Source organism: Sphingomonas faeni, assembly GCF_024273235.1.
GTDB lineage: Bacteria > Pseudomonadota > Alphaproteobacteria > Sphingomonadales > Sphingomonadaceae > Sphingomonas > Sphingomonas faeni_A.
Window position 1 is genome coordinate 32,036 of sequence record NZ_JANBVH010000012.1, and the last position, 24,824, is coordinate 56,859.

21 protein-coding genes are annotated in these 24,824 nt (G+C 65.3%); 8 read left to right on the forward strand and 13 right to left on the reverse strand.

Annotated elements, in window-relative coordinates; all coding sequences use genetic code 11:
- Window positions 1-240 precede the first annotated feature (240 nt).
- Window positions 241-3,198: a HEAT repeat domain-containing protein gene (locus tag NLI89_RS08480; RefSeq protein ID WP_254686640.1), complete on the reverse strand. Its 2,958-nt coding sequence runs from the start codon at window positions 3,196-3,198 to the stop codon at window positions 241-243.
- 169 nt (window positions 3,199-3,367) lie between these two features.
- On the opposite strand from NLI89_RS08480, the gene NLI89_RS08485 reads away from it, so the two are divergent.
- Both NLI89_RS08485 and NLI89_RS08490 read left to right on the forward strand, forming a co-directional pair.
- On the forward strand, window positions 3,368-3,727 hold the full coding sequence (locus tag NLI89_RS08485; protein WP_254686641.1) for a hypothetical protein: 360 nt from the start codon (window positions 3,368-3,370) through the stop codon (window positions 3,725-3,727).
- A gap of 22 nt (window positions 3,728-3,749) precedes the next feature.
- Entirely contained in the window at window positions 3,750-4,922 is a 1,173-nt protein-coding gene (locus NLI89_RS08490; protein ID WP_254686642.1) for a class I SAM-dependent methyltransferase, read from the forward strand.
- Window positions 4,923-4,974: 52 nt separating this feature from the next.
- Here the strand turns inward: NLI89_RS08490 and NLI89_RS08495 are convergent, their stop codons facing one another.
- From NLI89_RS08495 to NLI89_RS08530, 8 genes are read right to left on the reverse strand one after another with little or no spacing between them, the layout of a single operon-like run.
- Window positions 4,975-6,333, reverse strand: a complete 1,359-nt coding sequence (locus NLI89_RS08495) for an MFS transporter (RefSeq protein WP_254686643.1) — start codon at window positions 6,331-6,333, stop codon at window positions 4,975-4,977.
- Entirely contained in the window at window positions 6,333-7,322 is a 990-nt protein-coding gene (locus NLI89_RS08500) for a phosphotransferase enzyme family protein (protein WP_254686644.1), read from the reverse strand. Before NLI89_RS08500 ends, NLI89_RS08495 begins: the two co-directional genes overlap by 1 nt.
- On the reverse strand, window positions 7,319-8,149 hold the full coding sequence (locus tag NLI89_RS08505) for an alpha/beta fold hydrolase (RefSeq protein WP_254686645.1): 831 nt from the start codon (window positions 8,147-8,149) through the stop codon (window positions 7,319-7,321). The genes NLI89_RS08500 and NLI89_RS08505 overlap by 4 nt, the downstream gene beginning before the upstream one ends.
- On the reverse strand, window positions 8,146-9,276 hold the full coding sequence (locus NLI89_RS08510; protein ID WP_254686646.1) for a class I SAM-dependent methyltransferase: 1,131 nt from the start codon (window positions 9,274-9,276) through the stop codon (window positions 8,146-8,148). The genes NLI89_RS08505 and NLI89_RS08510 overlap by 4 nt, the downstream gene beginning before the upstream one ends.
- A complete protein-coding gene (locus tag NLI89_RS08515) occupies window positions 9,273-9,593 on the reverse strand; it encodes a hypothetical protein (RefSeq protein ID WP_254686647.1) in 321 nt (106 codons plus the stop codon). The genes NLI89_RS08510 and NLI89_RS08515 overlap by 4 nt, the downstream gene beginning before the upstream one ends.
- On the reverse strand, window positions 9,590-10,807 hold the full coding sequence (locus tag NLI89_RS08520) for a serine hydrolase domain-containing protein (protein ID WP_254686648.1): 1,218 nt from the start codon (window positions 10,805-10,807) through the stop codon (window positions 9,590-9,592). The genes NLI89_RS08515 and NLI89_RS08520 overlap by 4 nt, the downstream gene beginning before the upstream one ends.
- Window positions 10,800-12,152 carry an MFS transporter gene (locus NLI89_RS08525; protein ID WP_254686649.1) on the reverse strand — a complete coding sequence of 451 codons (1,353 nt, stop codon included), beginning with the start codon at window positions 12,150-12,152 and terminating at the stop codon, window positions 10,800-10,802. Before NLI89_RS08525 ends, NLI89_RS08520 begins: the two co-directional genes overlap by 8 nt.
- On the reverse strand, window positions 12,149-13,015 hold the full coding sequence (locus NLI89_RS08530; RefSeq protein ID WP_254686650.1) for an alpha/beta hydrolase: 867 nt from the start codon (window positions 13,013-13,015) through the stop codon (window positions 12,149-12,151). Before NLI89_RS08530 ends, NLI89_RS08525 begins: the two co-directional genes overlap by 4 nt.
- 143 nt (window positions 13,016-13,158) lie before the next feature.
- Between NLI89_RS08530 and NLI89_RS08535 the strand changes: the two genes are divergently transcribed.
- Genes NLI89_RS08535 through NLI89_RS08550 form a run of 4 tightly spaced genes read left to right on the forward strand, consistent with a single transcriptional unit; the run spans window position 13,159 to window position 17,589 of the window.
- Entirely contained in the window at window positions 13,159-14,457 is a 1,299-nt protein-coding gene (locus NLI89_RS08535) for a M24 family metallopeptidase (protein ID WP_254686651.1), read from the forward strand.
- Window positions 14,454-15,338, forward strand: coding sequence for an LLM class flavin-dependent oxidoreductase (locus tag NLI89_RS08540; protein ID WP_254686652.1), 885 nt, complete (start codon window positions 14,454-14,456; stop codon window positions 15,336-15,338). The genes NLI89_RS08535 and NLI89_RS08540 overlap by 4 nt, the downstream gene beginning before the upstream one ends.
- A 5-nt stretch (window positions 15,339-15,343) precedes the next feature.
- Window positions 15,344-16,615 carry an NtaA/DmoA family FMN-dependent monooxygenase gene (locus NLI89_RS08545; protein ID WP_254686653.1) on the forward strand — a complete coding sequence of 424 codons (1,272 nt, stop codon included), beginning with the start codon at window positions 15,344-15,346 and terminating at the stop codon, window positions 16,613-16,615.
- 2 nt (window positions 16,616-16,617) lie between these two features.
- On the forward strand, window positions 16,618-17,589 hold the full coding sequence (locus NLI89_RS08550; protein WP_254686654.1) for an alpha/beta fold hydrolase: 972 nt from the start codon (window positions 16,618-16,620) through the stop codon (window positions 17,587-17,589).
- 138 nt (window positions 17,590-17,727) lie between these two features.
- Here the strand turns inward: NLI89_RS08550 and NLI89_RS08555 are convergent, their stop codons facing one another.
- Window positions 17,728-19,179, reverse strand: coding sequence for a flavin monoamine oxidase family protein (locus NLI89_RS08555; protein WP_254686655.1), 1,452 nt, complete (start codon window positions 19,177-19,179; stop codon window positions 17,728-17,730).
- A 211-nt stretch (window positions 19,180-19,390) separates the two neighbouring features.
- On the opposite strand from NLI89_RS08555, the gene NLI89_RS08560 reads away from it, so the two are divergent.
- Both NLI89_RS08560 and NLI89_RS08565 read left to right on the forward strand, forming a co-directional pair.
- Window positions 19,391-19,774: a c-type cytochrome gene (locus NLI89_RS08560; RefSeq protein ID WP_254686656.1), complete on the forward strand. Its 384-nt coding sequence runs from the start codon at window positions 19,391-19,393 to the stop codon at window positions 19,772-19,774.
- Between the two features lie 22 nt (window positions 19,775-19,796).
- The gene (locus tag NLI89_RS08565; protein WP_254686657.1) at window positions 19,797-20,801 is read left to right on the forward strand and encodes an alpha/beta fold hydrolase; all 1,005 of its coding nucleotides are present in this window, start codon (window positions 19,797-19,799) and stop codon (window positions 20,799-20,801) included.
- Window positions 20,802-20,881: 80 nt separating this feature from the next.
- Here the strand turns inward: NLI89_RS08565 and NLI89_RS08570 are convergent, their stop codons facing one another.
- From NLI89_RS08570 to NLI89_RS08580, 3 genes are all read right to left on the reverse strand, one after another.
- Complete coding sequence (locus NLI89_RS08570) at window positions 20,882-21,172, reverse strand: hypothetical protein (protein ID WP_254686658.1); 291 nt, start codon at window positions 21,170-21,172, stop codon at window positions 20,882-20,884.
- Window positions 21,173-21,190: 18 nt separating this feature from the next.
- Window positions 21,191-21,622 (reverse strand): isochorismatase family protein, encoded by a 432-nt coding sequence (locus NLI89_RS21990; protein WP_439144495.1) that lies wholly within the window; start codon window positions 21,620-21,622, stop codon window positions 21,191-21,193.
- 251 nt (window positions 21,623-21,873) lie between these two features.
- A complete protein-coding gene (locus NLI89_RS08580) occupies window positions 21,874-24,477 on the reverse strand; it encodes a TonB-dependent receptor (protein ID WP_254686659.1) in 2,604 nt (867 codons plus the stop codon).
- Window positions 24,478-24,824 lie beyond the last annotated feature (347 nt).

Consider the following 24,824-nt stretch of genomic DNA (forward strand, 5'->3'; position numbering starts at 1 on the left):
TACCGTCCTCCTGAACGACGTGTTTGTCCCACGAACGGCCGGCATCAGTCGACTAGCGCCGGTCGTTCAACACTGTCTCGGCGAACCTCTGATTCTGATGAAAGCTGTCGATTGCGCCAGTCGTAGTGGCGCGAGGCCGATCTCGTTTCCTATATCGATGAACGGCTGCACGATCGCCGAGACGTTGAAGCTCGAATAGCCCGGGCGGTGCGAACGGCGGCGCTAGACGACGGCGCAGCACTAAGTGGTAGCCGTTTCAGCTACCGGCGGATCGATCAATCGATCGCCCAGCCGCTCGCGCACAGCCCGGCGCAGGCGAACCTTGCCGAGATCGTTTAGCACGGACGTTGGGAGGGGAGCTGGGGCCGACAGCAAGTCTCGCGCTGGATGACCGGGTTCCATCAAATCGAGGATCTGATCGGCTTCCACAGGGTGGTTCGGCGCGAGCGTTGCCGCACCGACCAGCAGCAGGGCGCGGCGGTTGTTCGAGCTGGCGACGCGCTCGAAGACGCTCACCGCCTCCACCGGTGCGGCATGATTGCAAAGCAGGACGGCGGCCGGCACAGCGAGGACAGCCGGGAGCTTGAGCAGTAATGGCGCCGTCACCTGTGCCACGATTTCCGGCTCGACAAACTCGGCGTTCGCCAACGCATCGAGGGCATCGAGCCGGATCCAGCGGGATACTGGCATCAACACCATTTCCCACAGCTTCGTACGGATATCCGCACCGAACGCATGAGCCGCCAAGATGAGGGCATCTTGGCTCACCTCACGATCGGGCGTGCGGTCCGCAAGATCCAAAAGCTCCGGTCCCAGATCAGCCGGGAGATCATCGTAATGAGCAAGCGCCTCTATCGCTTCGCAGGCGATCGGGTGCGATTCGGGCTCATGATGATAGCCGTCGTTGTCCGACCAAGTGTCGTGAATGAGCGAGCGCAACGCGGGGAGGTGATCGGGATGCGGCCGGTTCTTCAGGATCGCGACCAAAGCGCGGCGGACCCGGTTGCCAGGATCGGTTGCAAGTCTGAGGAGCGCGTCCGGCAACGGCGCGGCATGTGCCTTTGCGAGCGCAATGAGCGCGACGCGGCGGGCATCTGCGCGCTTGTGATGCAAAGCTAGTTCCATGAGAGGCTCATTGCCGAGCATTACGGCTGCCTCAGCCGCGGCGCGCGCATCATCATTATCGTCGTCGACGATCAGCCACCGCTTAACAGCCTCTGCGGCATCACCGCCGCTAGCGACAATGATCGGGACGAGCGATTTCAGCGTGGAGGCGGACAGGTTCCCGATCGTGCTGAAAATATGGGCGAGCGCGGTGGCGCCTACGCCTTTCGCGGCGCGCTTCCTGAAACTGAGCGCCTCAGCGATTTCGCCGAGGTCCGGGGAAATCCTATTGGAAATCTGCTTGAGCTTGGCTGACCGCCCCTTCGCGCTGAGCCGGCCTCGAGCCTCCCACACGTCGACGACCAGTCGCACCTGCGCTGCTGGCCTTTGGCTGAGCGCGTTGATCACCTCAATGAGCATGTCGGGCGCGCACAAGACGGCGGTTCTGACCAGTTCCGACCGCAGCTGGCCTTCAGTTGGGTCGGCCAAGACGCGTGCGCGTAGATCGGCTGCAAGTTCGGGGTACCAATTCTCGCGCGCGGCCCACCATGTCTGATGCTCGGACGGCTTGTCCTGACTGAGCCTCATCAGCTCGCGAAGTTCGACGATCTCGGGGCGCTCGGCAGATGTCGCGACATCGCGCGCCCAGGCATAGAGCAGCTCGTCCACGCGGGGGTGGGCGGCGATGTTCCGCCAGTGACCCTCGCGGCGCAGCTGGGCGATATATGCGTCCACGAAGACGCCCGAAGTGTAACCGTCACCCTCATGATTGGACTGGTGGCCTTCCTCGACGGCATGATCGCGCTCGCCATCCTGGATCGCGCGCCATTCCTCGGCGCCTTCCTGCGCGGAATAGCGTCGGATGCTTGTGAGATCATCGAGAGCGGCTTCGACAATCGGCGCAAAGGCCGCGACGTCGCGGACGGCCCCGACTGCCACGGTGTCGGCGTTGGATTCGAACCCGTTGCCGACCATTTTTCTGGCGGCCTCGCAATAGGCAAGAGCAAGGTTGGGCGCGATGCGATCCAACTTCTCAGGGAAGCCGCGACCAAAGCCGCCTCGCTCCCAAGGCAGAGCGTCGCGCACGAAGCGTCCCGCGACCTTAGCTGTCACCGGATTCCCCGCGATACGGTCATACCACTCGTTAGAATAGGTCGGCGGTTTCCACTTCTTGAGAAAGACCGAGGCGCCTCGCTGCACGCCCAGGAGAAGCCAGCGCGCCACTTCGCTAGGCACCGATTCGCTGGATCCCACATCGGTCGACAATTCGAGCAGAGGCGAGAAATCGGATTTTTCGTCGACTAGGCCTTCGTCCAGCCATGCATCGATCGCTGCCTGAGCGTCCGGATCGATGTCGAAGGGCGGGTCGATGCCCTCAATCCGCTTGCTGAACGCCTTGGTCACCTGAAACGCTCTCGCGGCAGTTTCCAGCCCCCACTCGCTATAGCTGCCGCCGAGTTTCGTGAGCGCCTCGATGAGCAGCTCTAGCGCGCCCTCGTTGCGCGGCCAATTCGCCTGCAGGAACGCCTCGAAGCCCTCTTTGACGCTTGGATGGGCGAATGCCACGGTTCGCGCAGGCTGGCGCAGATGACGGGTTGCCACCAGACGATCGACGGCCTTGTCGAGTTCATCGGCGAGCGCTGGCGCGATCCTACGAAGCGCGCGCTGAAGCGCGGTCAGATGCGCGCGGTCGAATTGCGATCGGGCCGCCAGCAGTGCCCAGACGATGGCGGATAGCCCCGCGCTGTCGATCTTCGACAGATATTTTACGACTTCGTTCTGCACCGCTTCCCGGTGCGCAGCCTCCAGAAGCCGGCGGAAGAAGGCGTGGTCCGCTTCGCCTTCCGCAGGGCCTTCTTGCATTTCCTTGAAATAGAGATCGATCTCGAGCGGGGTCTCGAACGCCCGCAGCGCATCTGGACGAAAGGCGAAAGCCTTCGCCTGAAGGTCGGCCGGCAACTGGTCCATGCGATTGTCGTGGATCGCTATGAGCGGACCGTCGCTATATTGATCGCCATCGAGCTCGATCGACCAATGGTTGAGCCCGGTCCCCACGTCGGCGCTTTGCATCATGTCGTCGCGCGAGGTGATCACATACAGGTGATCCGGCCTTGCCTTTTCTAGAAGGCGCGGCAGTTGCGTGGTCCAGGCCTCGGACCGCTTCGCGCTCGACTGATCGCCCGTCGGACAGACTGATGCGCCGCACGGGCGTGTCGGTGGCTATGGTCTACCATGGCGCCAGCTTATGACTGGGAGCCAGGCAATGGCGGAACGCCGCAATCTCGATCGCATACAAAGGTCGCTCGGCAGCCAGCCGGTGATCCATGACAGCCCCACCGTCGACGCCCTCGGCGCAATGGTGATCGCGCTGCTCGGCGAGGTCGCCGTGCTGCGCGACCGGCTCGACGCGAACGAACGTCTCGGCAAGGCGCAGGGCGGTCATGGCCCTTCGGAAGTCGACGCATACCTGCCCGATGTCACGGCCAGCGCAGAGCGTGGGCGTTACCGCGACGCGATGTACGACCGCGTGCTCGGCGTCGCGCGCGACCGGCTGATACCCGAGGCTTTGCGACAAGGTCAGCGCGACTATGATCGCGTCATGGACGACATCTCGACACGCTAGAATTTTCACAGGAGAGCGAACGATGCAGCATTTCGGCCACGCGGTGATGCCGCAAGCGACGCATGACGAGCAGGCGATGGAGGACCATTTCATCGGCATGCGGATGTGGGCGGTGCGCAATCTGGATCCGCTCGACAAGCGCCTGTTGAACGAGGTGGTAGTGCCCGAGATCGAGGCCCGCACCGGCGACCGTCCGCGCAACAGCGCGGCGGTTCGCACACCGCTCGAGGCGCATCCGTTCCACCGGTTCTGGCTGTCGCTCAATTTCCAGTATCAGGACCGGATATGGCAGTCGATCGGTGGCAGCATCGATCGCCAGTACGATACGCTCCGCGACGTCGTCGCCGCACACGACGTGACCCCGAGCGGCACGCTCACGCTCGACCCCGACCTTAATCCGCCGCGCTATATCGACGCGTTCGATCATCACCGGATGCCGGGCAGCTATCATGTCGAGACCGCCGACGATGATTTCCGTGCCGGCGCGATGTACGATCGGTTCGCGACGACGTATCTGCGCAACCACAATGGCGGCTGGCGCAACGACGGCCGCGGCCACACCATCGTCAGTCATGTCCGCGATTTCTATCCCGACCTCGCCGTCGAGCGGATCCTCGATCTCGGCTGTTCGGTCGGACACAGCACCGTCGCGATCGCGGCAGGCTTCGCGGGTGCGGACGTCCAGGCGATCGATATCGGCGCTCCGATGCTGCGGTATGCGCATGCCCGCGCCGAGGCGATGGGCGAGACGATCCATTTCAGCCAGCAAAATGCCGAGGCGACGGACTTTCCCGATGCCAGCTTCGACCTGATCACCTCGTCGGTCATGCTGCACGAGACGTCGGCGAGCGCGATGCGGACGATCTTCGCGGAATGTCACCGTCTGCTTCGCCCCGGTGGCGTGATGGTCCATCTCGAAGTCCCGCCCCGCCGCGAGCATCTCGAGCTGTGGGAGCAGATGCGCTGCGACTTCGAATCGCACTATAACAACGAGCCGTTCATGGCCGCGATCAGCCGCACCGACTTCGCCGAGGTCGCGGTACGCGCCGGGTTCGATCCCGCCGACGTGCGGGTCGGCTACCGCAAGGGTGTCACCGAGCCCCGCGTCGACCGCGAAGACTTCTTCACCGCCGGCGATCCCGAAGGCCGGACGATGCTCGGCAGCTGGTACATCTGCTCGGCGATCAAGCGCTGACCGTAACCGGCCCACCACCCTGACCAGACAGTCAGGGTGGTGGGCCCGGCGTTCAACACGCCGCCTTGTCATCCATCAGCCGCGCCGTCTCGCCACCGCTTGCGACCTGCGCCAGCAGCGCATGGCGGGCGATCCAGAACAACAGGCACCCGGCGACCAGCGCCGGGATCACGACCAGCAGGATTGCATAGCCGACCTTGGCCGGATCGCCGAACAGGTGCTCGGTCAGCGTCGCGACCGCCAGCGGGCCGAGGCTTGCGCCGAGGATCGTGTTCACCAGCCCGGTCAACGCCACCGCGACACCACGCATGTCGGGCGGCACGATCACCTGGAGCAGCGCGAACATCGTCGTCCCGATGACGGCGAACACCGCGCCGCTCGAGGCAACCAGGATCACCGCGCTCGGCAGACCCGGCGCGAATACCGCCAGTGCGGACGGGATCACGCACAGCGGCGCGATCACCAGGATGGCGAGCTTAGCCATGTGATTGCCGCGCCTGGCATACCGATCGACGAGCAGGCCGCCGGTGGTCGGCCCGACGACCGCGAACAGCATCGACAGCGGCCCCAGCCACTTGCCGATCTGTCCGCTGGTCGCACCGAAACCGCGCATCAGCATCGACGGCGCCCACGCGCCCGCGGCATAGGCGGCGAGGAAGCACAGCGCGAACCCCAGATACAGCGGTATGAACAGGCCCCGGTTACGCGACAGGTAGGCGATATTGTTGCGGATCTGGAGACCGACGCCCGTTACCGGTCTCGCCGTATGGCGCGGCGGCTCTTGGGTGGTCAGCATACCGAGCACCACGAAAACTCCCATCGCCCCGCAGCATACGAACGCGATCCGCCACGGCGGCAGTTGGCCAAGCAACGGCACGCCCTCGAACGCGCCGCCGGCGGCGGCCGACACGATGAAACTGGTGACCGTGATCGCGAGGCCGTTGGCGATCGCCTGGCCGATCAGGAAGATGCTGATCGGCCGGCCGCGCCGATCGGGTGGAAACAGGTCGGCGATCAGCGAGATCGCGGCTGGCGCCAGTGCCGCCTCGCCGAGCCCGACCAGGAGCCGCGACACGAACAGCGGCGCGAACGACTGCGCGAGCCCGCCACCGATCGTGGCGAGGCTCCACACCGAAACGCCGATGATGATCAACCGACGTCGCGACGTGCGATCCGCGGTAAGCCCGAGAGGCAGACCGACGGTCGCATAGAACAACCCGAAGGCGAGCCCCTGCAACAGGCTGATATGGATATCGCTGAGCGACAAATCCGCCTTCACCGGATCGACGATGATGCTGAGTATGCCCCGGTCGATCACCGACACCACGGACGCGAGGAACAGGATGGCGATCAGCCACCACGCACGGGCAGGAGAGGGGTAGACGGGTGAATGGACCGGGGCGGTCGCCATTACAGGAGGCCCAACGGGCGCGCGCGCGACTTGATGTACTCGCCCAGCCAGTCGAGGTTGCGGAACCGCAGCGTGCCGCGTCCGACGCTGACCGAGGAGTGTGCCATTCCCGCGATCAGGCGGAACGCCTTGGCCATCAGGAACAGCTCGCCGCTCGCGACTTCGGCGTCGGTGAACGGGCGGACCGTCTGGTAGCCGCGCTCGAACGCCTCGCCGTAACTGGGCGAGAAGCCGTAGAACAGATTGCCCCAGACGTAGTTCTTGACGTCCTGCATGAGGTAATCCTCGCCCGCTGCGTCGAAATCGAGGAAGGTGATCTGGCCGTCCTCGGTGACGTGGACGTTGCTCGGGTGGAAATCGCGGTGGCAGATGCCGAGCGGGATATCCTCGCCCTGCATTTCGTCGAGACGGTCGGCGAGGCGCTGGGCGATGATCTGGTAATCGCGCAGGTCGTCGGGGCGGTCGTAGACGAAGTCGAGCAGCGCCGGCATGCAGATAAGATAGTCCTTCGACGTCTCGCTGCTGAATTTGTGGTCGCCCGCGTATTCGAGGCCGAGCAGATGCATCTCCGCCATCCGTGCGCCGATCTGCTCCGCGACGCCGATATCGAGCATGTCGCCGAACTTCTTGCCGGGCGCCCAGTCGTAGAGCGCGAGCGCACGCGGACCTTCGGGAGAGTCGAGCTTGAAATAGAGGCTGCCGTCCTTGGCAGGGATGCCGACCGAAGCAGGGAAGCCGCGCTGGCGGAGATAATCGAGGAACTTCATCTCGAACGCGACATCGTCGACGTCGCGGTAGCTTTTGCGCCACACGCGCAGCGCGTATTTCTCGTCGCCCTGCTTCAGCAGATAGACGTCGTTCATGCCGCGATAGAGCAGGAAGCCGTCGACCTCGCCGAGCGCGTAGCGGCTCGAAACCTCCTGCGCGATGAACTCGGGGTGCAGTACGGAATGCGATACCTGCGCCATTTTGAGAGGGGAAGTCGTCACTGTTCGGTCTCCGATACGGGAATAAGGAAGTCGCGCAGCGCCTGGGCGATCTGCGGAATGGCAATTTCGAAGATGTCGCGGTCGAGCCCCGGCAGGTCGACGAACCGAGCGCCCGGGATCAGCGCGGAGGCTGCGCGCGACGCATCGAGCAGGGCGTCGTGCGGTTGCAGTACCAACGTCGGCTGGACGATCAGCGGCAGCCGCGCGTAATCGTACGACCACACGCCGTGATAGGCCCATGCACCATGATCGAGCGTGCGGTTCTTCTCTGCGAACAGCTCGACGGCACGTGCGAGCGGCACGCCCGCGGTTCGGTCGGTTACCACATAGCGATACAGCGCGGCGCTGCGGGCGAGTATCCCGGCGCCATCCTCGGTCGGCTGCGGCGTCGCCAGCGCATCGCGGTACCGCGCCGCGCGGTCGGCTGGATCACGCATCGGGATTCCCGACAGCACCAGCCGACCGACCTCGTTCGGCAGCGCCAGGCCCAGTTCGGCGGCGAGCAGCGCTCCGGTGTGAAAGCCGAACACGTCGAGCGGAGCGTTTTCGGCAAGGTCCAGCGCCGCGATCGCATCGACGAAGCTCGCGGCATACTCTGCCATCGTCGGCGGTCCGGGCGGCGCATCCGACATGCCGTACCCCGGCGTATCGAACGCGACGACGCGCCGATCGCGCGCCATCTCCTCGATCAGCCCGGCATATTCCATCGACGCGGACGGATTCTGGTGAAGCAGGACGAGCGTCGGCGCGGTCGCCTCGGCGGGTGTGGCATCCCAGTAATGCATCTGGCCGTAACGGCAGCGCGTATAGGCTCGGGTGGCGCTCACTTGACGCCGGACACGACGAACCAGCAGGCGAACGCGCCGCTCGATACCTGCGAAAAGCCATCGTTACCACGCTGGGCGGCTGGCGTGCTGAGCTGGTAGCCGACCATGACGTCGCGAAACCCGGCTGCCTCGACCAGTGCGCCATGGTCGATCGTGGTGGCGCCGTGCCACCAGTTCTCGTTGTTGTAGAGGCTCTCGAACGCCGCCGAGAGATAGCTCCACGGATCGCCGTCGTCCTGCCGCGCGGGGACTTCGAGATGCACCATGATCCCACCGGGGCGAAGGATGCGATGCGCCTCGGCGACGATCTTCGCGACCGCCTCGTGCGATGTCTCGTGCAGTACGGCGCAGGTGTAGACCAGGTCGAAATGCGCGTCGGGAAAGCCGGTCGCCTCGGCATCGGCCTGGACGAAATGGATCGCCGCGCCGACGTGCTCCGCGCGGGCATGGGCATAGCGGAGTATCGCACCGCCGACGTCGATGCCGACATGCTCGGCGTGCGGGAAATAGCGCGAGACCGGCACCGTGCTCGCACCGACGCCACAGCCCATGTCGAGGGTGCGCGTGGGCGCGAATTCGGGCGCGCGGTGAAAGACATGCGAGATCGCCGCATGGCCGCGACCGTCGTTCATCAGCCCGCCGTTGCGACCCAGAAGATAGACCGCGCCGCCACGATCCATGATCGCGCCCTGGCGGATGTCGTCGCCGCCGCGATCGCTGACGTAGCCGCCCGGCATCAGGTGCACGTCGACCTCGGCAAGATAGGCGGGCGCGGTGAAGTCGGGATCGACCGTCACCGATCCCTTGGGCTCGGCAATGCTGGCACGGGCGGTCAGCGCCGGGAGCTGGCGGTCGACCGAGTCCGCGATCCGTTGCCAGAGCATCTCCTGCGACAGCCGGCGCAGGCTTGTCCATGACCGGTACACGTCGTCGGCCATCATCCGGTCCTGCAACGCCAGACCCTCGTCACCGGTGGCAGCGGCGACCCGTTGCGCGACGGTGCGTTCGATCGCCCCGATCTCGAGCAGCTGCATCTTGAAGTCGCGGATGAAATATTGCGCGGCACGCTCGTCGTGCGACGGCTCGGGCATCATCGGGTGGATCGCGGAGATCATCGCGCGGCTCATTGCTGCACCTGCTGGGCCTGTTGGGTTGCTGCATCCCGCAGCGGGCGAAGCACGCCGGCGACCAGCGCACGGCGTTTCGCGTCTCGCTCGCCCTGCGCCTGTGTATCGGGCGCGAACGTCTCGATCGCGTCGCGCGTCACCAGCGATTGCGCGTCGAGCAGCCGTTCGACCGTATCGAGGCGTTCGGTCAGCACCGCGACTTCGCCGAGCAGCGCGATCACCATCGCCGACAGCCGCGCGACCTCGGGATCTTCGCCGGGAATAGCCCGCCGCGGCCGGGCGATCGTGCGCGCGATCGTACTGGGGATATCGGTCATTTCAGGCCCTTGAGCAGGAGGTTGGGGAGGTGGCTGTCGTCCCAGTCGAGGCTGGGTGCACCGATCCGGACGATCACCATGTCGGCCGACGGGATGACGTAGACTCGCTGGCCCGCCGAACCGTCGAGATAGACGACGTCGTCGCGCGCGAACGGCTCGGCGGCGGGCACCTTCGCCTTGATGCTCTTGCCATAGGTGCGTGCGGGAGCGTGCGGACTGCCGCGCCAGACCTGCCAGCCATAATTGGGATTGGCGGGGGAGGGAGCGGACATCGCTGCGATCCAGCTTGCGGGCACCACCTGGCGCCCCGCCGCCTTGCCCTGGTCGAGGATCAGCCGACCGACCCGCAGCCAATCCGGCGCGGTCGCCATCAAACAGCAGGAATAGCGCGGGCTGCCCCCGGCCTTGTCGAGCCAGAGCCGCGCCTCGCTCGCGCCGATCGGCTGCCAGATGGCCTGCGACAGCCAGTCGGCGTAGCGCATTCCCGTGGCATTGCTCAGCGCCCGACCCAGATAATGGGTGTTGGCGTTGGCGTAGCAGAATTCGGTGCGTGGCGTGCAGGTGTCGGGCCAGCGCGCGACGTCCGCATCGAGATCGTCGCCGAGATAATATTGATAATAGACGCTGTCGTCGCCACCCGGCCGCGGCGTCTCGATCCCGCTCGCCATCTCGAGATACGCGCGCAGCGGTAGCGCACCGCGACGCGTGCCGGCCAGCTCGGGGATGTAGCGCGCGATCGGATCGTCGACGCTCCTGATCTTGCCCGCCGCGACCGCGGCACCGATCGCGAGCGCGACGACGGTCTTGTGCATCGATGCGGTCTCGTATCGCGACGTGCGATCGAAACCGGGCGCATAATGCTCGACCTGCAACGCATCCTTGCTCCAGACCAGCAGCGCATATCCCTTCTGCGCATCGGCATAGGCGATCGCGGCGGCGATCGCCTCGGGCGTCAGGGTCCGCTTCGCCGCACGTGGCAGCGGATCCGACCTTGCCGCACGCGGCAGTGGATCCGACCTTGCCGCCCCCTTCACCGTCTCCTGAGGCTGATACCAGTCGACCGCGGTAACGAGTTTGTCGGCCGGGAACGTCGCGAGCCGATCATGCACCAGCTTCACCTGCGCGGGCGAAGGCCAGCCGTCCTGCGCCGCCGCACCGGCCGCCGCAACGTGCGACAGCGTCGCGATTACGCACGACAACACCCGCTTACGCATCGCGGAGCTTTCTCTCGTCGAGGTCGTAGAAATACAGGAATGCGCCGTTCGCGACGAACATCAGGATCGGAATGACGGCGTAGCCGATATAGAGCGCCTGGACCGCGCTGGCGGGCTGCGCGACGATCTTGCCGCCGAACGTCGGGATGTAGCCGGCGAGGTGGAGGAGGAAACCGACGATCGCGACGCCCAGCGCAAACGCCGTCTTCTCGATTACCGCGATGATGCTGGAGAGCAGCCCTTCGCGGTGCAACCCGGTCAGCGCGCGGTCATAGGCCATCGTATCGCCTAGCATCGACACCGACATCAGGATCAACGAGCCCGAACCAACGCCGCTGACGATGCCGCGGATCAGCAGGCCGGTGGTGCCGATGCCGTGCTCTGCGAACAGCCAGCTCGCGGCGGTAACGCAGAAGATCGCGACGCCGATCAGGTACGTCGACCGCTTGCCGATCCGTCGCCCGAGCCGCACCCAGAGCGGCATCGACAGTGCCAGCGCCAAATTCTGGCTGACGGTGAGGACGATCTGGCCCTGATACCCGACACCCAGCACGTTGAGCAGAAACAACAGGCCTGTCGTGGCGATGCTGGCGAAGGCGAGGAACTGGAAGACCTTGGCACCAAGCAGCAACATGAACGGCCGGTTCTTGAGGAGCAGCGCGACCTGCCCGCCGGTCAGATGCGGCTTGGCGGCGGCGCGCTCGATCGTGGCCGTGTTGGCGGTGCCGAGGAACGTGGCGGTCATCGCCGCCAGGATGATGAGCGCCATCACGAGGCCCATGGTGGCGTAACCCGACGCACCGCCGCCACCGCGACTGATCAACGCCGCGGTGGCGGCAAGCGCCAGCAACTGCCCGATCGATACGAAGATGGTGCGGAACGACAACAATCGCGTGCGTTCGTGGAAGCCGTCGGTCATCTCGGACGGCATCGTCATGTACGGCACGTTGAACAGCGAATAGCCTGCCGAATACAGGATCAGCGCCGCCGCCATGTAGGGGATCAGCAGCCCCTGGCTCATCGCCGGCGGCGCGAACAGCATCAGGAACGACGCCGACGACAGGATCGCACCGGCGAGCAGATAGGGGCGGCGTCGGCCCCAGCGCGACTTTGTCCGGTCGCTCATCCGGCCGATCAGGACGTCGGCGAACGCGTCGAACAGCTTCGACGCCATCAGCAGGTAGCCGGCGATCTCGGGCGACTGGCCGAGAACGGTCGACATGAATGCCGGAAAATACGCGGTGACCGTGTTGAGCATGATCGAGACGCCGATCGTGCCGACGCCGAAGCCCAGGCAGGTGCCGACGCTCAGCTTGATCTCCGATGCGCGGGTCGAACTGGTCATGCTAGGAACTCCGCAATGGCCGCAGCCTTGGCCGTGTCGCCGCCCGTGATCGTGGCCACCCGGGCGTCGCGGATCAGCCCGAGCGCGGTATCGATCGCCGCGTTCAGCACGGGCAGCTCGGTGTCGGGCTTGAGCAACAGGACGGGCGCTTCGATCGCCGGCATCCGCGTGAAGGCGCGGTAGGCGAATGCGGCGACATAGGGCTTTGAATAGGTGTCGAGCGCCTTCAGCACGTCGAGCGTGATGCGGTGCAGGGTCGCCGGATCGGACAGCGGCACCGACAGGCGATGGGCGGGATCGCGCTTGAAATACGGAAAGAAGAAATGCTGGTCGCGGACGAAGTTGAACGCCCATAGCAGGTGGAGACCATATTCGTCGGGCTCGACCTTCGGTGCGTATTTCTCGATCACCAGCTGGCGCGTGGCGTCGTCATATTCGGTGATGCCGTCTAGGATCACCTTGCCGACCCGGTCGGGATAGGCGGCGGCGAATTCGCACGCGATCCGGGCACCGGTGTGCGCGCCGTACAGGTCGACCTTGTCGATCCCCAGCGTGTCGATCATCCGCAGCTTGGCATCGGCGAAGTAGGCGATGTCGGGCATATCGGGCGTCGGCGCCACGCTGTCGCCGTTGCCGAGCGTGTCGGGCGCGATCATCGTCCGGTCGAGCCCGGCACCGACCAGCGCGGTCATCAGCGACTGCATCACCCAGGACGAGGCAGGCGAGGCGTGGAACAGCAGCAGCGGGTTGCCGCCTGCGGCCCGGCTTCCAATACCGCCGCCGCCATCACCCCCGTCACCGCCGTGACGTCGGCGAAGATGCATCTGTCCCTCGCTCAACGTAACGAATGCGCGTTCGATCATGCCCTGGCCTCGATCCGGAATGTCGAGGTCAGGGCTATCGTGTCGCGGCGCGCCGGCGACGTGGATCGGAACATCTATCCGACTACCGGATAACCAGCGCGCACCGCAGGACTAACGCGGTCGCGGGCCCTCTTTCTATGGCCATGGAAACGTTGACCGATCCCGCCGCCGATGCGGTGCTCACCGACTGGCTGCGTCGCGAGGCGCCGATGAACATGGCCCGCGCCTGCCAGGTGATGGACGAGCAGGAACTCGACGGCATCGTCCTGGGCGATCCGCTCAACCTGTTCCACGCGCTCGGCTACTGGCCGCAGATGGCCAATACCAAGGGGGGGCAGCCGCCAACCAGTTTCGCGCTCCTCACGCGCGATCGGGGCCGGGCGGCGGGGTTCGTCACCAGCCGGTTCCTGTATTACTACACCTACGCCGACGGACAGTTCTCGCAGGCGCTGGAGACCTGGCTCTACACCGAGAATGGCGACGCAGGCGATTTCGCGCCGCTGCCCGACATCGATTATTTCCCGGATCGTGCCGCGGCTCCGCTCACCGAGGTCGAGCGCCGCCGCCGTACCCTGCTCGATGGGGCCGTGCCGTCGCAGCGGAGCTTCCGCGATGCCGGGGCGGCGCTGGTGCAGGCGTTGAAGGGCATGGGCCTGTGGCGCGGGCGCATCGCGTTCGATCATCCTGTGATCGCCGCGGTCTGCGCGCGGCACGAGCGCCCCGGTACGTTGGTCCCGGCGGACAACATCCTGCGCGCGATCCGGATCGTCAAATCGCCCCTGGAGATCGCGCTGATGCGTCGCGCGTCCGCGGCCAACGTCGCTGCGGTCGGCGCGGTCGGCGCCAGCGTACGGCAGGGCGCAAGCTACGCCGACCTGCGTCACGTGTTCGACGTCGAGGCAGCCAGGCGGGGCAATCGCGGCGTGTTCATGACTGTCGACCGCGTTTCCTCGCCGCTGTCCGACGACCGGATTTGCGACGGCCAGACGCTCTTCATCGACGGTGTCAGCCATTACAGCCACTATCACGGCGACTATGCCCGCACCGTCTTCGTCGGCGACCCGACCCGCGAAGCCAGGCGCGCGGCGGAGGCTGCGGCGTTCGGCTGGAACGCGGTGCGCGACGTCCTCCGTCCGGGCCTGCGCTATTCGGAGATCGCCGCGATCGGCGCCGCGGCCGTGCGGAAGGCCGGCTATAGCGAGATCGTCGGCTTCGGCCCGCACAGCGTAGGCCTGATGCACACCGACGAACCCGGCGAGGACGCCGGCGGCTTTTACCGCAAGGCTGACCTCGTGCTCGCCGAAAACATGATCGTGAGCGTCGACTGCCCGGTGATGGACACCGGGATCGGCGGCTCCGCGCACATCGAGGATCTCATGCTGATAACCGCCGACGGCGCCGAACCCATTCACGATATTGGCCAAGGAGTGATGACCATATGACACGCGCACCGCTGATCCTGTCCGCAGGCATAGGCGATGCCCGCCTGTCCGACCCGGTCTGGGCCAAGGAGATGGTGGCTCTGGCCGATCAGGCCCGCATCGATCTCCTGCTGCTCGGCGACGGGCACGCATCACCGTTCGATCCGCTGGTCGTTGCCAGTTGGCTCGCGCCGCACGCCGGTTCGGTCGGGCTGGTGCCGACGATCGACACCGGGCGCGACCTGCCGTTCCACGTCGCCCGGGCATTGTCGGCGCTCGATTTCCTGACCGGGGGCTGTTCCGGCTGGCAGCCGTCGACGCTGGTTCAGCCATCGATCGGCGACAGCGTGCCGCGGGGCGTCGATTTCGTCGGTGCAACCCGCAGCCTGTGGGACAGCTGGGATGCGGACGCGCTCGTCATCGATCCCACGACCGGGGTTTATCTCGACAGCGGCAAGGTTCGTCGCAACGACTATCGCGGCGACTATTTCCGCGTCCTCGGCCCGCTGAACGCGGCGCGTCCGCCACAGGGGCACCCGGTGCTCGTGCAGACCGACGCCGATCCGCTCTGGTCGCAGGTCGCCGCCGATGTCGTGATCATCGACATGGATTCTCCCAAGCCGCCACCAGGCCCGAAGTGCCTGCTCAGGACCTACACCGCGCTCGCCGGGCTCGACCAGATCACGCAATTATACCGCGACGGGATCATCGACGGCATCCACCTGACGCCGCCCTATCCGCGCAAGGGCCTTCAGGAGTTCGCCGATACGATGCTGCCCGCGCTGATCGAACGCGGCCTGCTGCCGGCGACGCGGCCCGAGATACAGCGCGCCGGCACCCTGCGCGAGCGACTCGGCTTGTCCGTGGCTCCGCATTCCTTCCATCCCATTCAGGCGGATTGATCGACATGGCACACCTCCATCTCTGGGCCTTCCTGCAAGGCATCGGCCATTACCCAGGCGGCTGGCGCGATCCGGGCGCGACGCCGCGCGCGGTGTTCGACCTCGACTATTACCGGCGCATCGGCCAGCTGATCGAGCGCGGCCGGTTCGACGCGATCGTCTTCGGCGACCAGCTGCAGGGGCGCGGCGCCAACGGGCATACGCCTGCACGGCTGGCGATCCCGACGCTGGACCCGATCACGTTGCTGTCCGCGATCGCCGCGGTGACCGAGCATGTCGGCCTCGTCGCGACGGTGTCGACCACCTACAACGAGCCCGACGCGCTGGCGGATCGGTTCGCGACGCTCGACCGGCTGAGCAACGGTCGCGCCGGCTGGAACATCGTCACCACCGCACATCCTGCGTCCGCGTGGAATTTCGGCGATGATGCGATGCCCGAGAAATCGACGCGGTACGCGCGCGCTGCGGCGTTCGTCGATGCCGCTTCGATGTTATGGGACGGCGCGCTGCCGGCGGCGAAAGCGCCCAATCCGCCGGTCGCGATCGCCAATGACTGGTTCACGCTCCACGCTGCACTGGCAACGCCGCGTACCCCGCAGGTCCGTCCGGTCTTCGTGCAGGCCGGCCAGTCGCCCGACGGGCGCGACTTCGCGGCACGGACGGCAGAAGCGATCTTCTGCCCGGCGCGCACCATCGAGGACGGCAAGGCCTTTCGCGACGATATTCGTGCGCGCATCGCCAAGTTCGGACGCGATCCCGACGCCGTGAAGGTCATGCCCGGCCTGTCCTTCGTGCTCGCCGCGACCGAAGCCGAGGCGATCGCCAAGGACGAGGCTCTGGTGAACCTCGCGGATCCGGCGATGTGCATCGAATATCTCGGTGAATCGCTCGGCTATTATCTCGGCGATCACGACCCCGACGGCCCGATCCCGCGCGACGCCATCCTGGCCGGCACCGACTTTCCGCCCGAGGATATCGCGAAACCGATCGACGCCGGCGTGAAGTCTGGCGCGAGCCTCGTCGAGTTCGCCAAGACCTTCGTCCGCGTGCCCCGCGGTCACCACGTCTTCCGCGGCACGCCCGAACAGATGGCGGACATGATGGGCGAATGGATCGCGCAGGGTGCCTGCGACGGCTTCACCCTGCAACCCGCCTACATGCCGGGCGAACTCGAATTGTTCATCGATCAGGTCGTGCCGATCCTCCAGGCGCGCGGACTGCTGCGCACCGAATACGAGGGTACGACGCTGCGCGACCGTCTCGGTATGGTGGCGTGAGGATGCGACGGGTCGTCGGCTATGGCGCGCTGCTCGGCGGCGCGGCCCTGCTTGGCACGTACGGCACGATGCGTGCCGGGCTCTGGAACACCGACTACGCCACGGTCCGCGCGAAATACGCAGGTGCACCATCGAAGTTCGTGACGATCGACGGCGTGCCGCTGCACGTCCGCGACGAAGGGCAGGGGCCGGTCGTCGTCATGCTCCACGGCAGCATCGTCAACCTCCACGAATGGGACATGGTGGCGGACCGGCTCAAGGGCCGGTACCGGATCGTCCGGCTCGACTGGTCGCCCTACGGCCTGACCGGCCCCGACCCGTCGGGTATCTATTCCACCGCGCGGGCCGCGCAGTTGCTGGCCGGGCTCGTCGACCGGATGAAGCTCGGCAAGTTCGCGCTCGTCTCGACGTCCAACGGGGCGAACGTCGCGCTAGAATACAACGCGCATCATCCCGAGCACGTCGCGGCGATGGCGTTCTCGATCCTCCCGCTCGAGCGACCCAGCCAGACGCGGAAGGTCGATTGGCGGATCAAGTGGATGCAGTCGTTCCACAAGACGCTGCTGCCCGACTATCATTCGCATCTCTGGTACCGACTGATCCTCAAGGACACCACGCCACCGGGCTTCGAGCCGACCGACGCGATGGTCGACATGATGTACGACATGAACAACCTGCCCGGTGCGGTCGCGCGGCAGAAAGCCTACATCGATTCGAATACTAAGCTGTTCAAGACCAGCGACGTCGGTGCGATCGCGGAAAAGGTGACCGCGCCGGTGCTGCTGCAATGGTGCGGCTACGACACCGTGATCTCGCAGGGGCCGGAGGCGTCGATCAAGCGGTTCACCCACACGAAGGTCGACCTGGTGCGTTACCCGAACACCGGCCATTTCCCGATGTGGGAAGAGCCCGACCGCTTCGCCGCAGATCTCGGCAAGTTCCTCGACCGGGTTTCGGTGCCGGCGCCGATCTGAACGATCCTCCCCCGGCAGGGGGAGGTGGCTGGCGCTTGCCAGACGGAGGGGGAGGAAAGCGAAACCCCTGTTCCGTGACCTCCCCGTCCGTCACCTGCGGTGCCACCTCCCCCTGGCGGGGCAGGATCGCGGTGTGGCTCAGGCTGAGATAATCTCCAGCACCGCACGCTCGGAAGATTCCAGCGCGCCCTCCAACCCGCGATTGGTGGTCGCGGTGTGCTCGCCGCAGAAGTGCAGCCGCCCGCTCGGCAGTGCCATCGCCTGGCCGAAGCTGCTGACCTGGCCCGGCGAGAAATACGACCAGTCGCCGCCGTTGAACACTTCGTTGCCCCAGCTGTGGAACGCCGCGCCGGTGACCAGCCCCTTCGAGGCGGGGCGCACGCGGGCCAGTTCGTCGACCACGAGCTTCAGCACCGCGTCCTTGCCCAGTCGATCCCAATATTGCGCCAGCCGACCACGCGCAAACAGGCTGAGCCCGGTGACTTCGGAAACGCCTGCGCCGTAACGCTGCGCCAATACGGTGCCGAGCGGACCATCCGTCCACATCGAGACGGGCAGCTTGTCCGCTTCCCAATAGGGTTGCTTGACGGTCAGGAACGCGATCGAGAGCGGCTGGTAGTTGAGCGTCATCACCGCGTTGGCCTGCGCTCCCGTCAATGCGGGCGTCAGGTGGACGTTGCGCAAGGTCGAGAACGGCAGCGACGACAGCACCCGGCCACCGCGATAGACGCTGCCGTCGCGGCAGGTGACGCTGGCGCTGTCCTTGCCTGTCTCGATCCCCACGACCTCCTTGCCGAGCAGCACGTCGCCCTTGATCAGGCCGCGCATCGCATCGGTCAGCTTCTGGTTGCCGCCCTTCACGCCATAGCTCTGCGCACCGCCCTGCATCTGCGCCTTAACCCAGCCATAGTTGAAATCGTAGTTCAGCGCAGCGGAGTCATAGGCGTTGGTGCCCGCATAGGGCGCGGTGTCGAACACCAGCCGGATCGCCGCGTCGCTCAGGCCCTGTGCGCTCAGGAATTGCTGCACCGATATGTCCTGCGCCGGCGTCGCGTTGATCCAGCCGGTCCAGTCGGGAAAGCGCGGATTCTGCATGAACAGCCCGGGCACGACCTCCCACGGCATCTTGCTCTTGAGCGCGGAGGGCAGCGGGTTGAGCGGCGAGGTCGCCCATTCGGCGCGGGTGATCGATTGTCCGCCGAGGAGCAATTGCTGGGTGGGATCGACCGTGTAGCGCGGGGAGACGTCGACCAGCTCGACCCCGGCACGCTTGGCCGCGTCGATGCCGCGGCCATAACCCGCCGCCATCGAATTGAAGCCCATCTCCGGGTAGCCGGGCTGGTCGAACAGCGTCAGCACGCGTCCGCCGACACGGTCTCGCGCTTCCAGCACGAGCACCTTCAGCCCCTGCTGCTCCAGCAACCACGCGGCGTTCAACCCCGAAATACCCGCGCCGAGAATGATGACGTCGGGGTCGTTGCTTCTTGCGGGCGTCCGCTTCTTGCCCAACGTCTGGGCGAGTGCGGGAAGGGGGGCGGCGAGGCCCAGAAGGGCGGCCCCGGCAACGATATCGCGGCGGCTGAAATGCATGTCGTCCCTCTCGTGGCGGCGCGCCCGTCAGGCGAACCGGATGCGAGGGTGTCTGGTGTGATGCGACGCCGCCACCCGTCGAGCCGGGCGGTGGGGATGGTCGGCAGGCGATCATATACGGTGTAGGACGGCGCGTCCGTGAAGGCCTGGGTTAGTCGGGGGGCAAGGCGTGGTCCTGCCACGCTGCCGCCATTCGAACCAGGAGCCCGCCATGCGCCCGACCGCCCGTCTTTTCGCCGCCGCCATGCTGCTCGTGCCGCAGGTCGTGCTGGCGCAGGGCGATCCGGTGCGCGGCGGCAAGCTGTTCCTCCAATGCCGCGCCTGCCATACGGTCGGTGCGACCGAGGCGAATGGCGTCGGCCCGAACCTGAACGGTGTGGCGGGAGCCAAGGCGGGAGCGAAGCGCGGCTATTCCTTCTCGCCCGCGCTGGCGAAGTCCGGGATCGTCTGGACCGGCGCGCAGCTCGACGTCTTCCTCAAGCGGCCGAGCGCCGTGGTACCGGGAACGAAGATGGCGTTCCCGGGGATTGCCGCGCCGCAGAACCGGGCCGACATGATCGCCTATCTCGTGACGCTCAAGCCCGCCAAACGCTGATTTTCGTGTGAAAGGACCCGTTATGAAGGCTCGCGTCATCCTGCCGATCCTCGCTGCCGTCGCGGCGTTGCCCTGCGCCGGCCACGCGCAGACGCCAGCCGGCGTGCCGGTCCCGACCACGGCGCCACCGGCCGATGCGCCGTGGCTCACGCTGGACGCGTTGCGGGCGAAATACGGCGATCCCAAGGGCAGGATCGCGACGATCGGCGGCGTCGAGGTCTATTACAAGGACGAGGGAAAGGGGTCGGTGATCCTGTTGATCCACGGCTCCGTCAGCTCCCTAAAAACTTATGACGCGCTCGCCGCGCAACTGTCGAAACGCTACCGCGTCGTCCGCTTCGACATTCCGCCGCAGGGTTTGTCCGGGCCGGTCTCGAACGCGGCTTTGGCGGCGCTCAAGCCTACCGATATCCCCGAGCAGCTGCTCGCCAAGCTGGGCATCGCCAAGGCAATTGTCGTCGGCGTATCGAGCGGCGGCACGATGGCGGTACAACTGGCTGCCAAGCGCCCCGATCTCGTCACGCGGCTGATCATCTCGAACGCGCCCGCCGACCAGGTGCGCCCGGACGTCGATACGCTGACCCCGGCGTTGCGCGCCGCGATCGCCGACTACAAGGCGCGAGGCTATCAGACCCAAGCCTATTGGGATGCATTCCTGGATTTCTACGCGGGCAATCCGGCGCGTTACGATGCGGCCTATCACCGGCAGATCTATGACATGAACCGCCGTGCGCCGCGGCCGAACATGATCGGGCTGGTCGCGGTCGTGGAGGATCATGCCAAGGCCGTGGCGGCGATGAATGCGGTCAAGGCGCCGGTCCTGCTGATCTGGGGCGGGGCCGATCCGCTGCTGCCCTATGCGGCTATGGACGTGCTTGCCGGCTATCTGACGAACGCCCAGATTTCCAAGATCCGCCTGCCCGACGTCGGTCATTATCCGCCGATCGAGGTTCCGCTCCGCTATGCCGACCTCGTCACCGCCTATATCGAAGCAGCCGTTCCCGACGACGCGAAGGACAAGCGCTGACCCCAGCGGTTCTCTGACGTGCCGACCCGATTACTGGCCCGCGTCTTCCGCGGATGCCTGCAGGCCCATGTGAAACGCGGTCATACGTCCGTCTTGGCGCTGTCCAAGATCTGGTCGCCGCGTGCGAACCAGGTGGTCGAACGAACGGCCAGTTCGGCGAGCAACGCCTCGAACGCATCCATACGATAGGGCAGGCCGATGATGTACGGCGTCAGGTGCAGCGGAAGTAGTCGCCCGCCTCCTTGCATAGCCGCCTCGGCGGAAAGCCAGTAGTGCGCATCGAGGATCTGCTCGGCATAACTGTCGACCGACTGTTGTTGGACGTTAAGGATCTGGCGGTCGGACAGTTCGTGGTTGAGCGGCACGTTCACGAGGCCATTCGCAAACGCCTAGGGCATCTCGTCATTGCTCCAGTCGCAGCAATACTTAACGCCCGCCTCCTTCAGCAGCTGCACCGTGTTCCAGCTCTGCGACCGCGCGATCGAATGCCAGCCGCGCGGGCGGATGCCTGAGGCGCGCTCCAGCGTATCGAGCGACTGCGCAATCAGAGCGCGCTCATCCTTGCCGGCACACGTCTCGATCGGGACGATCGTCCGATAGCCGCGGCTGAGCGAGTCTACCGCAGCCGCGCGGATGCAGCCCGACGTCGATCCGCCGGTGATCACGACCGTGTCGACCTTGTGCCAGACCAGCAGGCTCTGCAGCGGCGTCTCGAAGAACGGCGACGGCATCCGCTTGGTGTAGATGGCGTCCTTCGCATGATCGATCTCGCAGCGATCGTCGAACGCGTGCCGGCGCGAGCCGTATTTGATGTTCTGCAAGCTGTCTGGGGTAGCCGTGCGCGTGCCCCACACCCCGCGTCGCTGGCATCGTCCATGTACGCAACATGCGTCCATACGACGGGCATACCCTTCGCGCGAGCGAGCCACGAGAGCGTGTTGGCGTATTCGATCTGGCGCGGGTCTGTCTCGTACGCGGTCCTGAGTGTCAGTCCGCTTCGAGAACTGGAGAAGTAGGCGGGGCATCACTGCCCCGCCCTTTCGTCCCGGTTTCCCGTGTCGCCACAGGTGGATCAGAACTTGTAGCCCACCTTCAGTCCGAAGGTCCGCAGTTCTGGCAGGCCGAGCGTCAGATAGCTGTAGGTGCTGGCCAACGCGTAGCCGGGGGTGATCAGCGTGTTGTTCGCCACCGCGGTATAGCGCTTGTTGTTGAACACGTTGGTGACGAACGCCTCGATCGACGCCGGGCCCTTCGATACGCCGGTGCGGAAGTTCACCTGCGTACGGCTTTTGATCCAGGTCAGGTTCGCTGCATCCGAATAGATCCGCGACTTGTACGACAGGTCGCCCCGCACGAAGAACGCGGCATCGGGTTCGCTCTTGATCGGCGCGCCGAACTGCAGCCCGACGTTACCGGAGTATTTCGATCCGCCCGGCAGCTGGTTGCCGCGGAATTCGTCGCCGAACACACCCGTCAGCTTGGAGACGGACGGATCGGCAAAGCTCCGGATGCTGCTGTCGTTCATCGCCCCCGCGAGGTCGAGCGACAGGCCGCGGAACGGGAGGATCTGCACCTCGGCCTCGATCCCGCGCATGATCGACTTGCCTGCATTCGCGACGCCCGAGACGATATTGATGCCGCCGGTCGTCGCATCGGCGAACGTGATCGATCGATTGTTCATCTGGTTGGACCAGATCGAATAATAGGCCGAGAGCGACGTGCGCACCTTGCCGTCGAGGAACTTGCCCTTGATGCCGACTTCGTAGTTCGACAGCGTTTCCGGTTCGACGACCACGCCGAGACCGATCGATGCCGCGGCTTCCGCGGCAGCAGCTGATCCCGACTGGTTCAGAAAGTTCGTATTGAACGATGCCAGGCTGACGTTCACGCCCTTGGACCACGAGGCATAGCCCATCAGGTTCGTGTCGACCGTATATTGCGCGATCACGCGCGGCATGAAGTTCTTGAAGGTCTTCGAATAGAACACCGACAAGGGTTCGAAGTGACCGCTCGGCAGGCCGAAGCTGTTATTCTCCGCCAGCGTCAGGCCGGCGGCATTGCCGCCGGTGTACGCGAAAATCTCGTCCTCCTGGTACCGACCTTCGCCGCTGATCGTGAAATGGTCCGTGAGCGCATAGGTCAGGCCGAAGAACGCCCCCTTGGTGATCGATTTTTGCGGAGCGACGAGCGAACTGGAGTCAGGCGACAGCCCGAGCATCAACTTGTTCGAGATGCTCACCGTGTCGCTGGAACTCTTCGTCCGCAGATAGCTCGCGCCGAGAACGGCATGCACCGGACCACTGTCGTACGACGCGCGGACCTCCTGCGAGAAATCCTTGGTTTGCCGCTCGACCAGGTAGGGGAAGTCGAAATAGCTGATGAGGTTGGCATTGGCACCGGTCGCGTTGCTGGTGTTTTTCAACAGACTGCTGTCGTAATTGTCGAGATCGGCGAGCTGGCTGTAATATTCGTTGTTGTACCCGGTCAGCGACGAGAGGATGACCCCCGTGTCGCCCAGCGCATAATCGATGTTCAGATGATAATGCTGGAACTGACCTTTCAGGCCGTAACCGTCGGTGCCCTTGCCGGGCGAGACGATCCGGTTGGTGCCATCGGCAAGCGCGTTGGTCAGCAGGCTGCTCGACCCGGTGTTCTGTGCGGGGCTGGTGCTCGACAGCGACGGCACCGCACCGCACATGAAGGGTCGCGACACCGATGCCTCGCTGCTGCTGAGCCCCGACGTCAGCCCGGAAAGCGTGCAGTTTGACTGACCTGCGACGATCACCGTACCGGCGTTCGATCCGCTCAGCCGGGGAATGTTCACGGCGCCATTGTTCGCCCGGACTTCATAGGCCGATACCGAGCCCTGCGCGCTCGGGCCGTCGTCATTGCCGGAGATCAGGCCGAACGCCTTGATCGTCAGGCGATCGGTGGGCTTGGCGACGACGAACAGCGTGCCGGAGACGGTCTTCTGGTCACCCAGCGTCTGCGACCGGTCCGCTCCGTTCACATAGGAACCGTCCTTGGAAAAATAGCGGCCTGTCACACGCGCCGTCAGCTTGTCCGGGATGATCGCACCCTCGACCGCCGCGGTGAAATCCTGGTTGTCGCGCGTACCCCATGAGCCGGTTACCGAGCCCGACAGGTCGTTATGCGGCAGCTTGTTCACGACGTTGACGGCACCGGCAAACGTGTTGCGACCGAAATAGGCGGCCTGCGGTCCGCGCAGGATTTCGATCCGCTCGGGATCGGTGACGGTGCTCAGCGCGGTTGCCGACGCGACGGGAACGCCGTCGATGAACATCGATGTCAGTGTCGAGGTGATCGTCGACGGCGTGAAGCCTCGGAGCGAGATTTGCTGGAACGATCGATCGCTGCGCCCCGAACTGACGTTGCTGATGTTGATGCCGGGCGTGTTGAGCGCGACGTCGTTGACCGAGACGATACCCTTGGCGGCGATCGCTTCGGAACTCAGGACGTTTACGGCGACCGGTGTTTTCAGCACGTCCTCGGATCGTTTGCGTGCGGTGATGACGATGGCACCATCATCGGCCGCCTCCGGGATCGGCTTGGTCGCCTCCTGGGCGAAGGCGGGGAGCGCCGGCAGGCACGTCGATGCCAGCAACATGCTCGTCAGTATCGGCGATCGCACAACCGTTTTCGTGATCGATTTCATCGATATTCCCCTTTGTGGGCCTCGGCATGCGCCGGACCGAAGACAAGAACGAACCTGCCTGCGAAGCAGTTGTGTCTTTCAAGTCCCCCGCAGATCTTCTGCTTTCTTTTCAATCGCGATAGTTCGCGTATCGTGAGGGCCGGTTTTATTAAGGTCTTGGTTGTCGAGTGATCGGGTTTGGGACGATCGATATTGCTACCGGCGTCCGACACATCAGACCTTGCGACTTGCCGGGCCTCGCTCAATCTCGCTTCGTGGCTGTATCCGCCACGCGATCATGAGCCCTGCGACCGGATAATTACCCGGACGACTGTGGCTCTTGGCCCTTGCCGGAACCAGACGCAGGA

What these genes read in the sequence shown, in the direction of transcription:
- NLI89_RS08485 (WP_254686641.1), top strand. Translation starts at nt 3,368, where the DNA reads ATGGCGGAACGCCGCAATCTCGATCGCATACAAAGGTCGCTCGGCAGC.
- NLI89_RS08490 (WP_254686642.1), top strand. Translation starts at nt 3,750, where the DNA reads ATGCAGCATTTCGGCCACGCGGTGATGCCGCAAGCGACGCATGACGAG.
- NLI89_RS08495 (WP_254686643.1), bottom strand. Translation starts at nt 6,333, where the DNA reads ATGGCGACCGCCCCGGTCCATTCACCCGTCTACCCCTCTCCTGCCCGT.
- NLI89_RS08510 (WP_254686646.1), bottom strand. Translation starts at nt 9,276, where the DNA reads ATGAGCCGCGCGATGATCTCCGCGATCCACCCGATGATGCCCGAGCCG.
- NLI89_RS08515 (WP_254686647.1), bottom strand. Translation starts at nt 9,593, where the DNA reads ATGACCGATATCCCCAGTACGATCGCGCGCACGATCGCCCGGCCGCGG.
- NLI89_RS08520 (WP_254686648.1), bottom strand. Translation starts at nt 10,807, where the DNA reads ATGCGTAAGCGGGTGTTGTCGTGCGTAATCGCGACGCTGTCGCACGTT.
- NLI89_RS08525 (WP_254686649.1), bottom strand. Translation starts at nt 12,152, where the DNA reads ATGACCAGTTCGACCCGCGCATCGGAGATCAAGCTGAGCGTCGGCACC.
- NLI89_RS08530 (WP_254686650.1), bottom strand. Translation starts at nt 13,015, where the DNA reads ATGATCGAACGCGCATTCGTTACGTTGAGCGAGGGACAGATGCATCTT.
- NLI89_RS08535 (WP_254686651.1), top strand. Translation starts at nt 13,159, where the DNA reads ATGGAAACGTTGACCGATCCCGCCGCCGATGCGGTGCTCACCGACTGG.
- NLI89_RS08540 (WP_254686652.1), top strand. Translation starts at nt 14,454, where the DNA reads ATGACACGCGCACCGCTGATCCTGTCCGCAGGCATAGGCGATGCCCGC.
- NLI89_RS08545 (WP_254686653.1), top strand. Translation starts at nt 15,344, where the DNA reads ATGGCACACCTCCATCTCTGGGCCTTCCTGCAAGGCATCGGCCATTAC.
- NLI89_RS08550 (WP_254686654.1), top strand. Translation starts at nt 16,618, where the DNA reads ATGCGACGGGTCGTCGGCTATGGCGCGCTGCTCGGCGGCGCGGCCCTG.
- NLI89_RS08555 (WP_254686655.1), bottom strand. Translation starts at nt 19,179, where the DNA reads ATGCATTTCAGCCGCCGCGATATCGTTGCCGGGGCCGCCCTTCTGGGC.
- NLI89_RS08560 (WP_254686656.1), top strand. Translation starts at nt 19,391, where the DNA reads ATGCGCCCGACCGCCCGTCTTTTCGCCGCCGCCATGCTGCTCGTGCCG.
- NLI89_RS08565 (WP_254686657.1), top strand. Translation starts at nt 19,797, where the DNA reads ATGAAGGCTCGCGTCATCCTGCCGATCCTCGCTGCCGTCGCGGCGTTG.
- NLI89_RS08580 (WP_254686659.1), bottom strand. Translation starts at nt 24,477, where the DNA reads ATGAAATCGATCACGAAAACGGTTGTGCGATCGCCGATACTGACGAGC.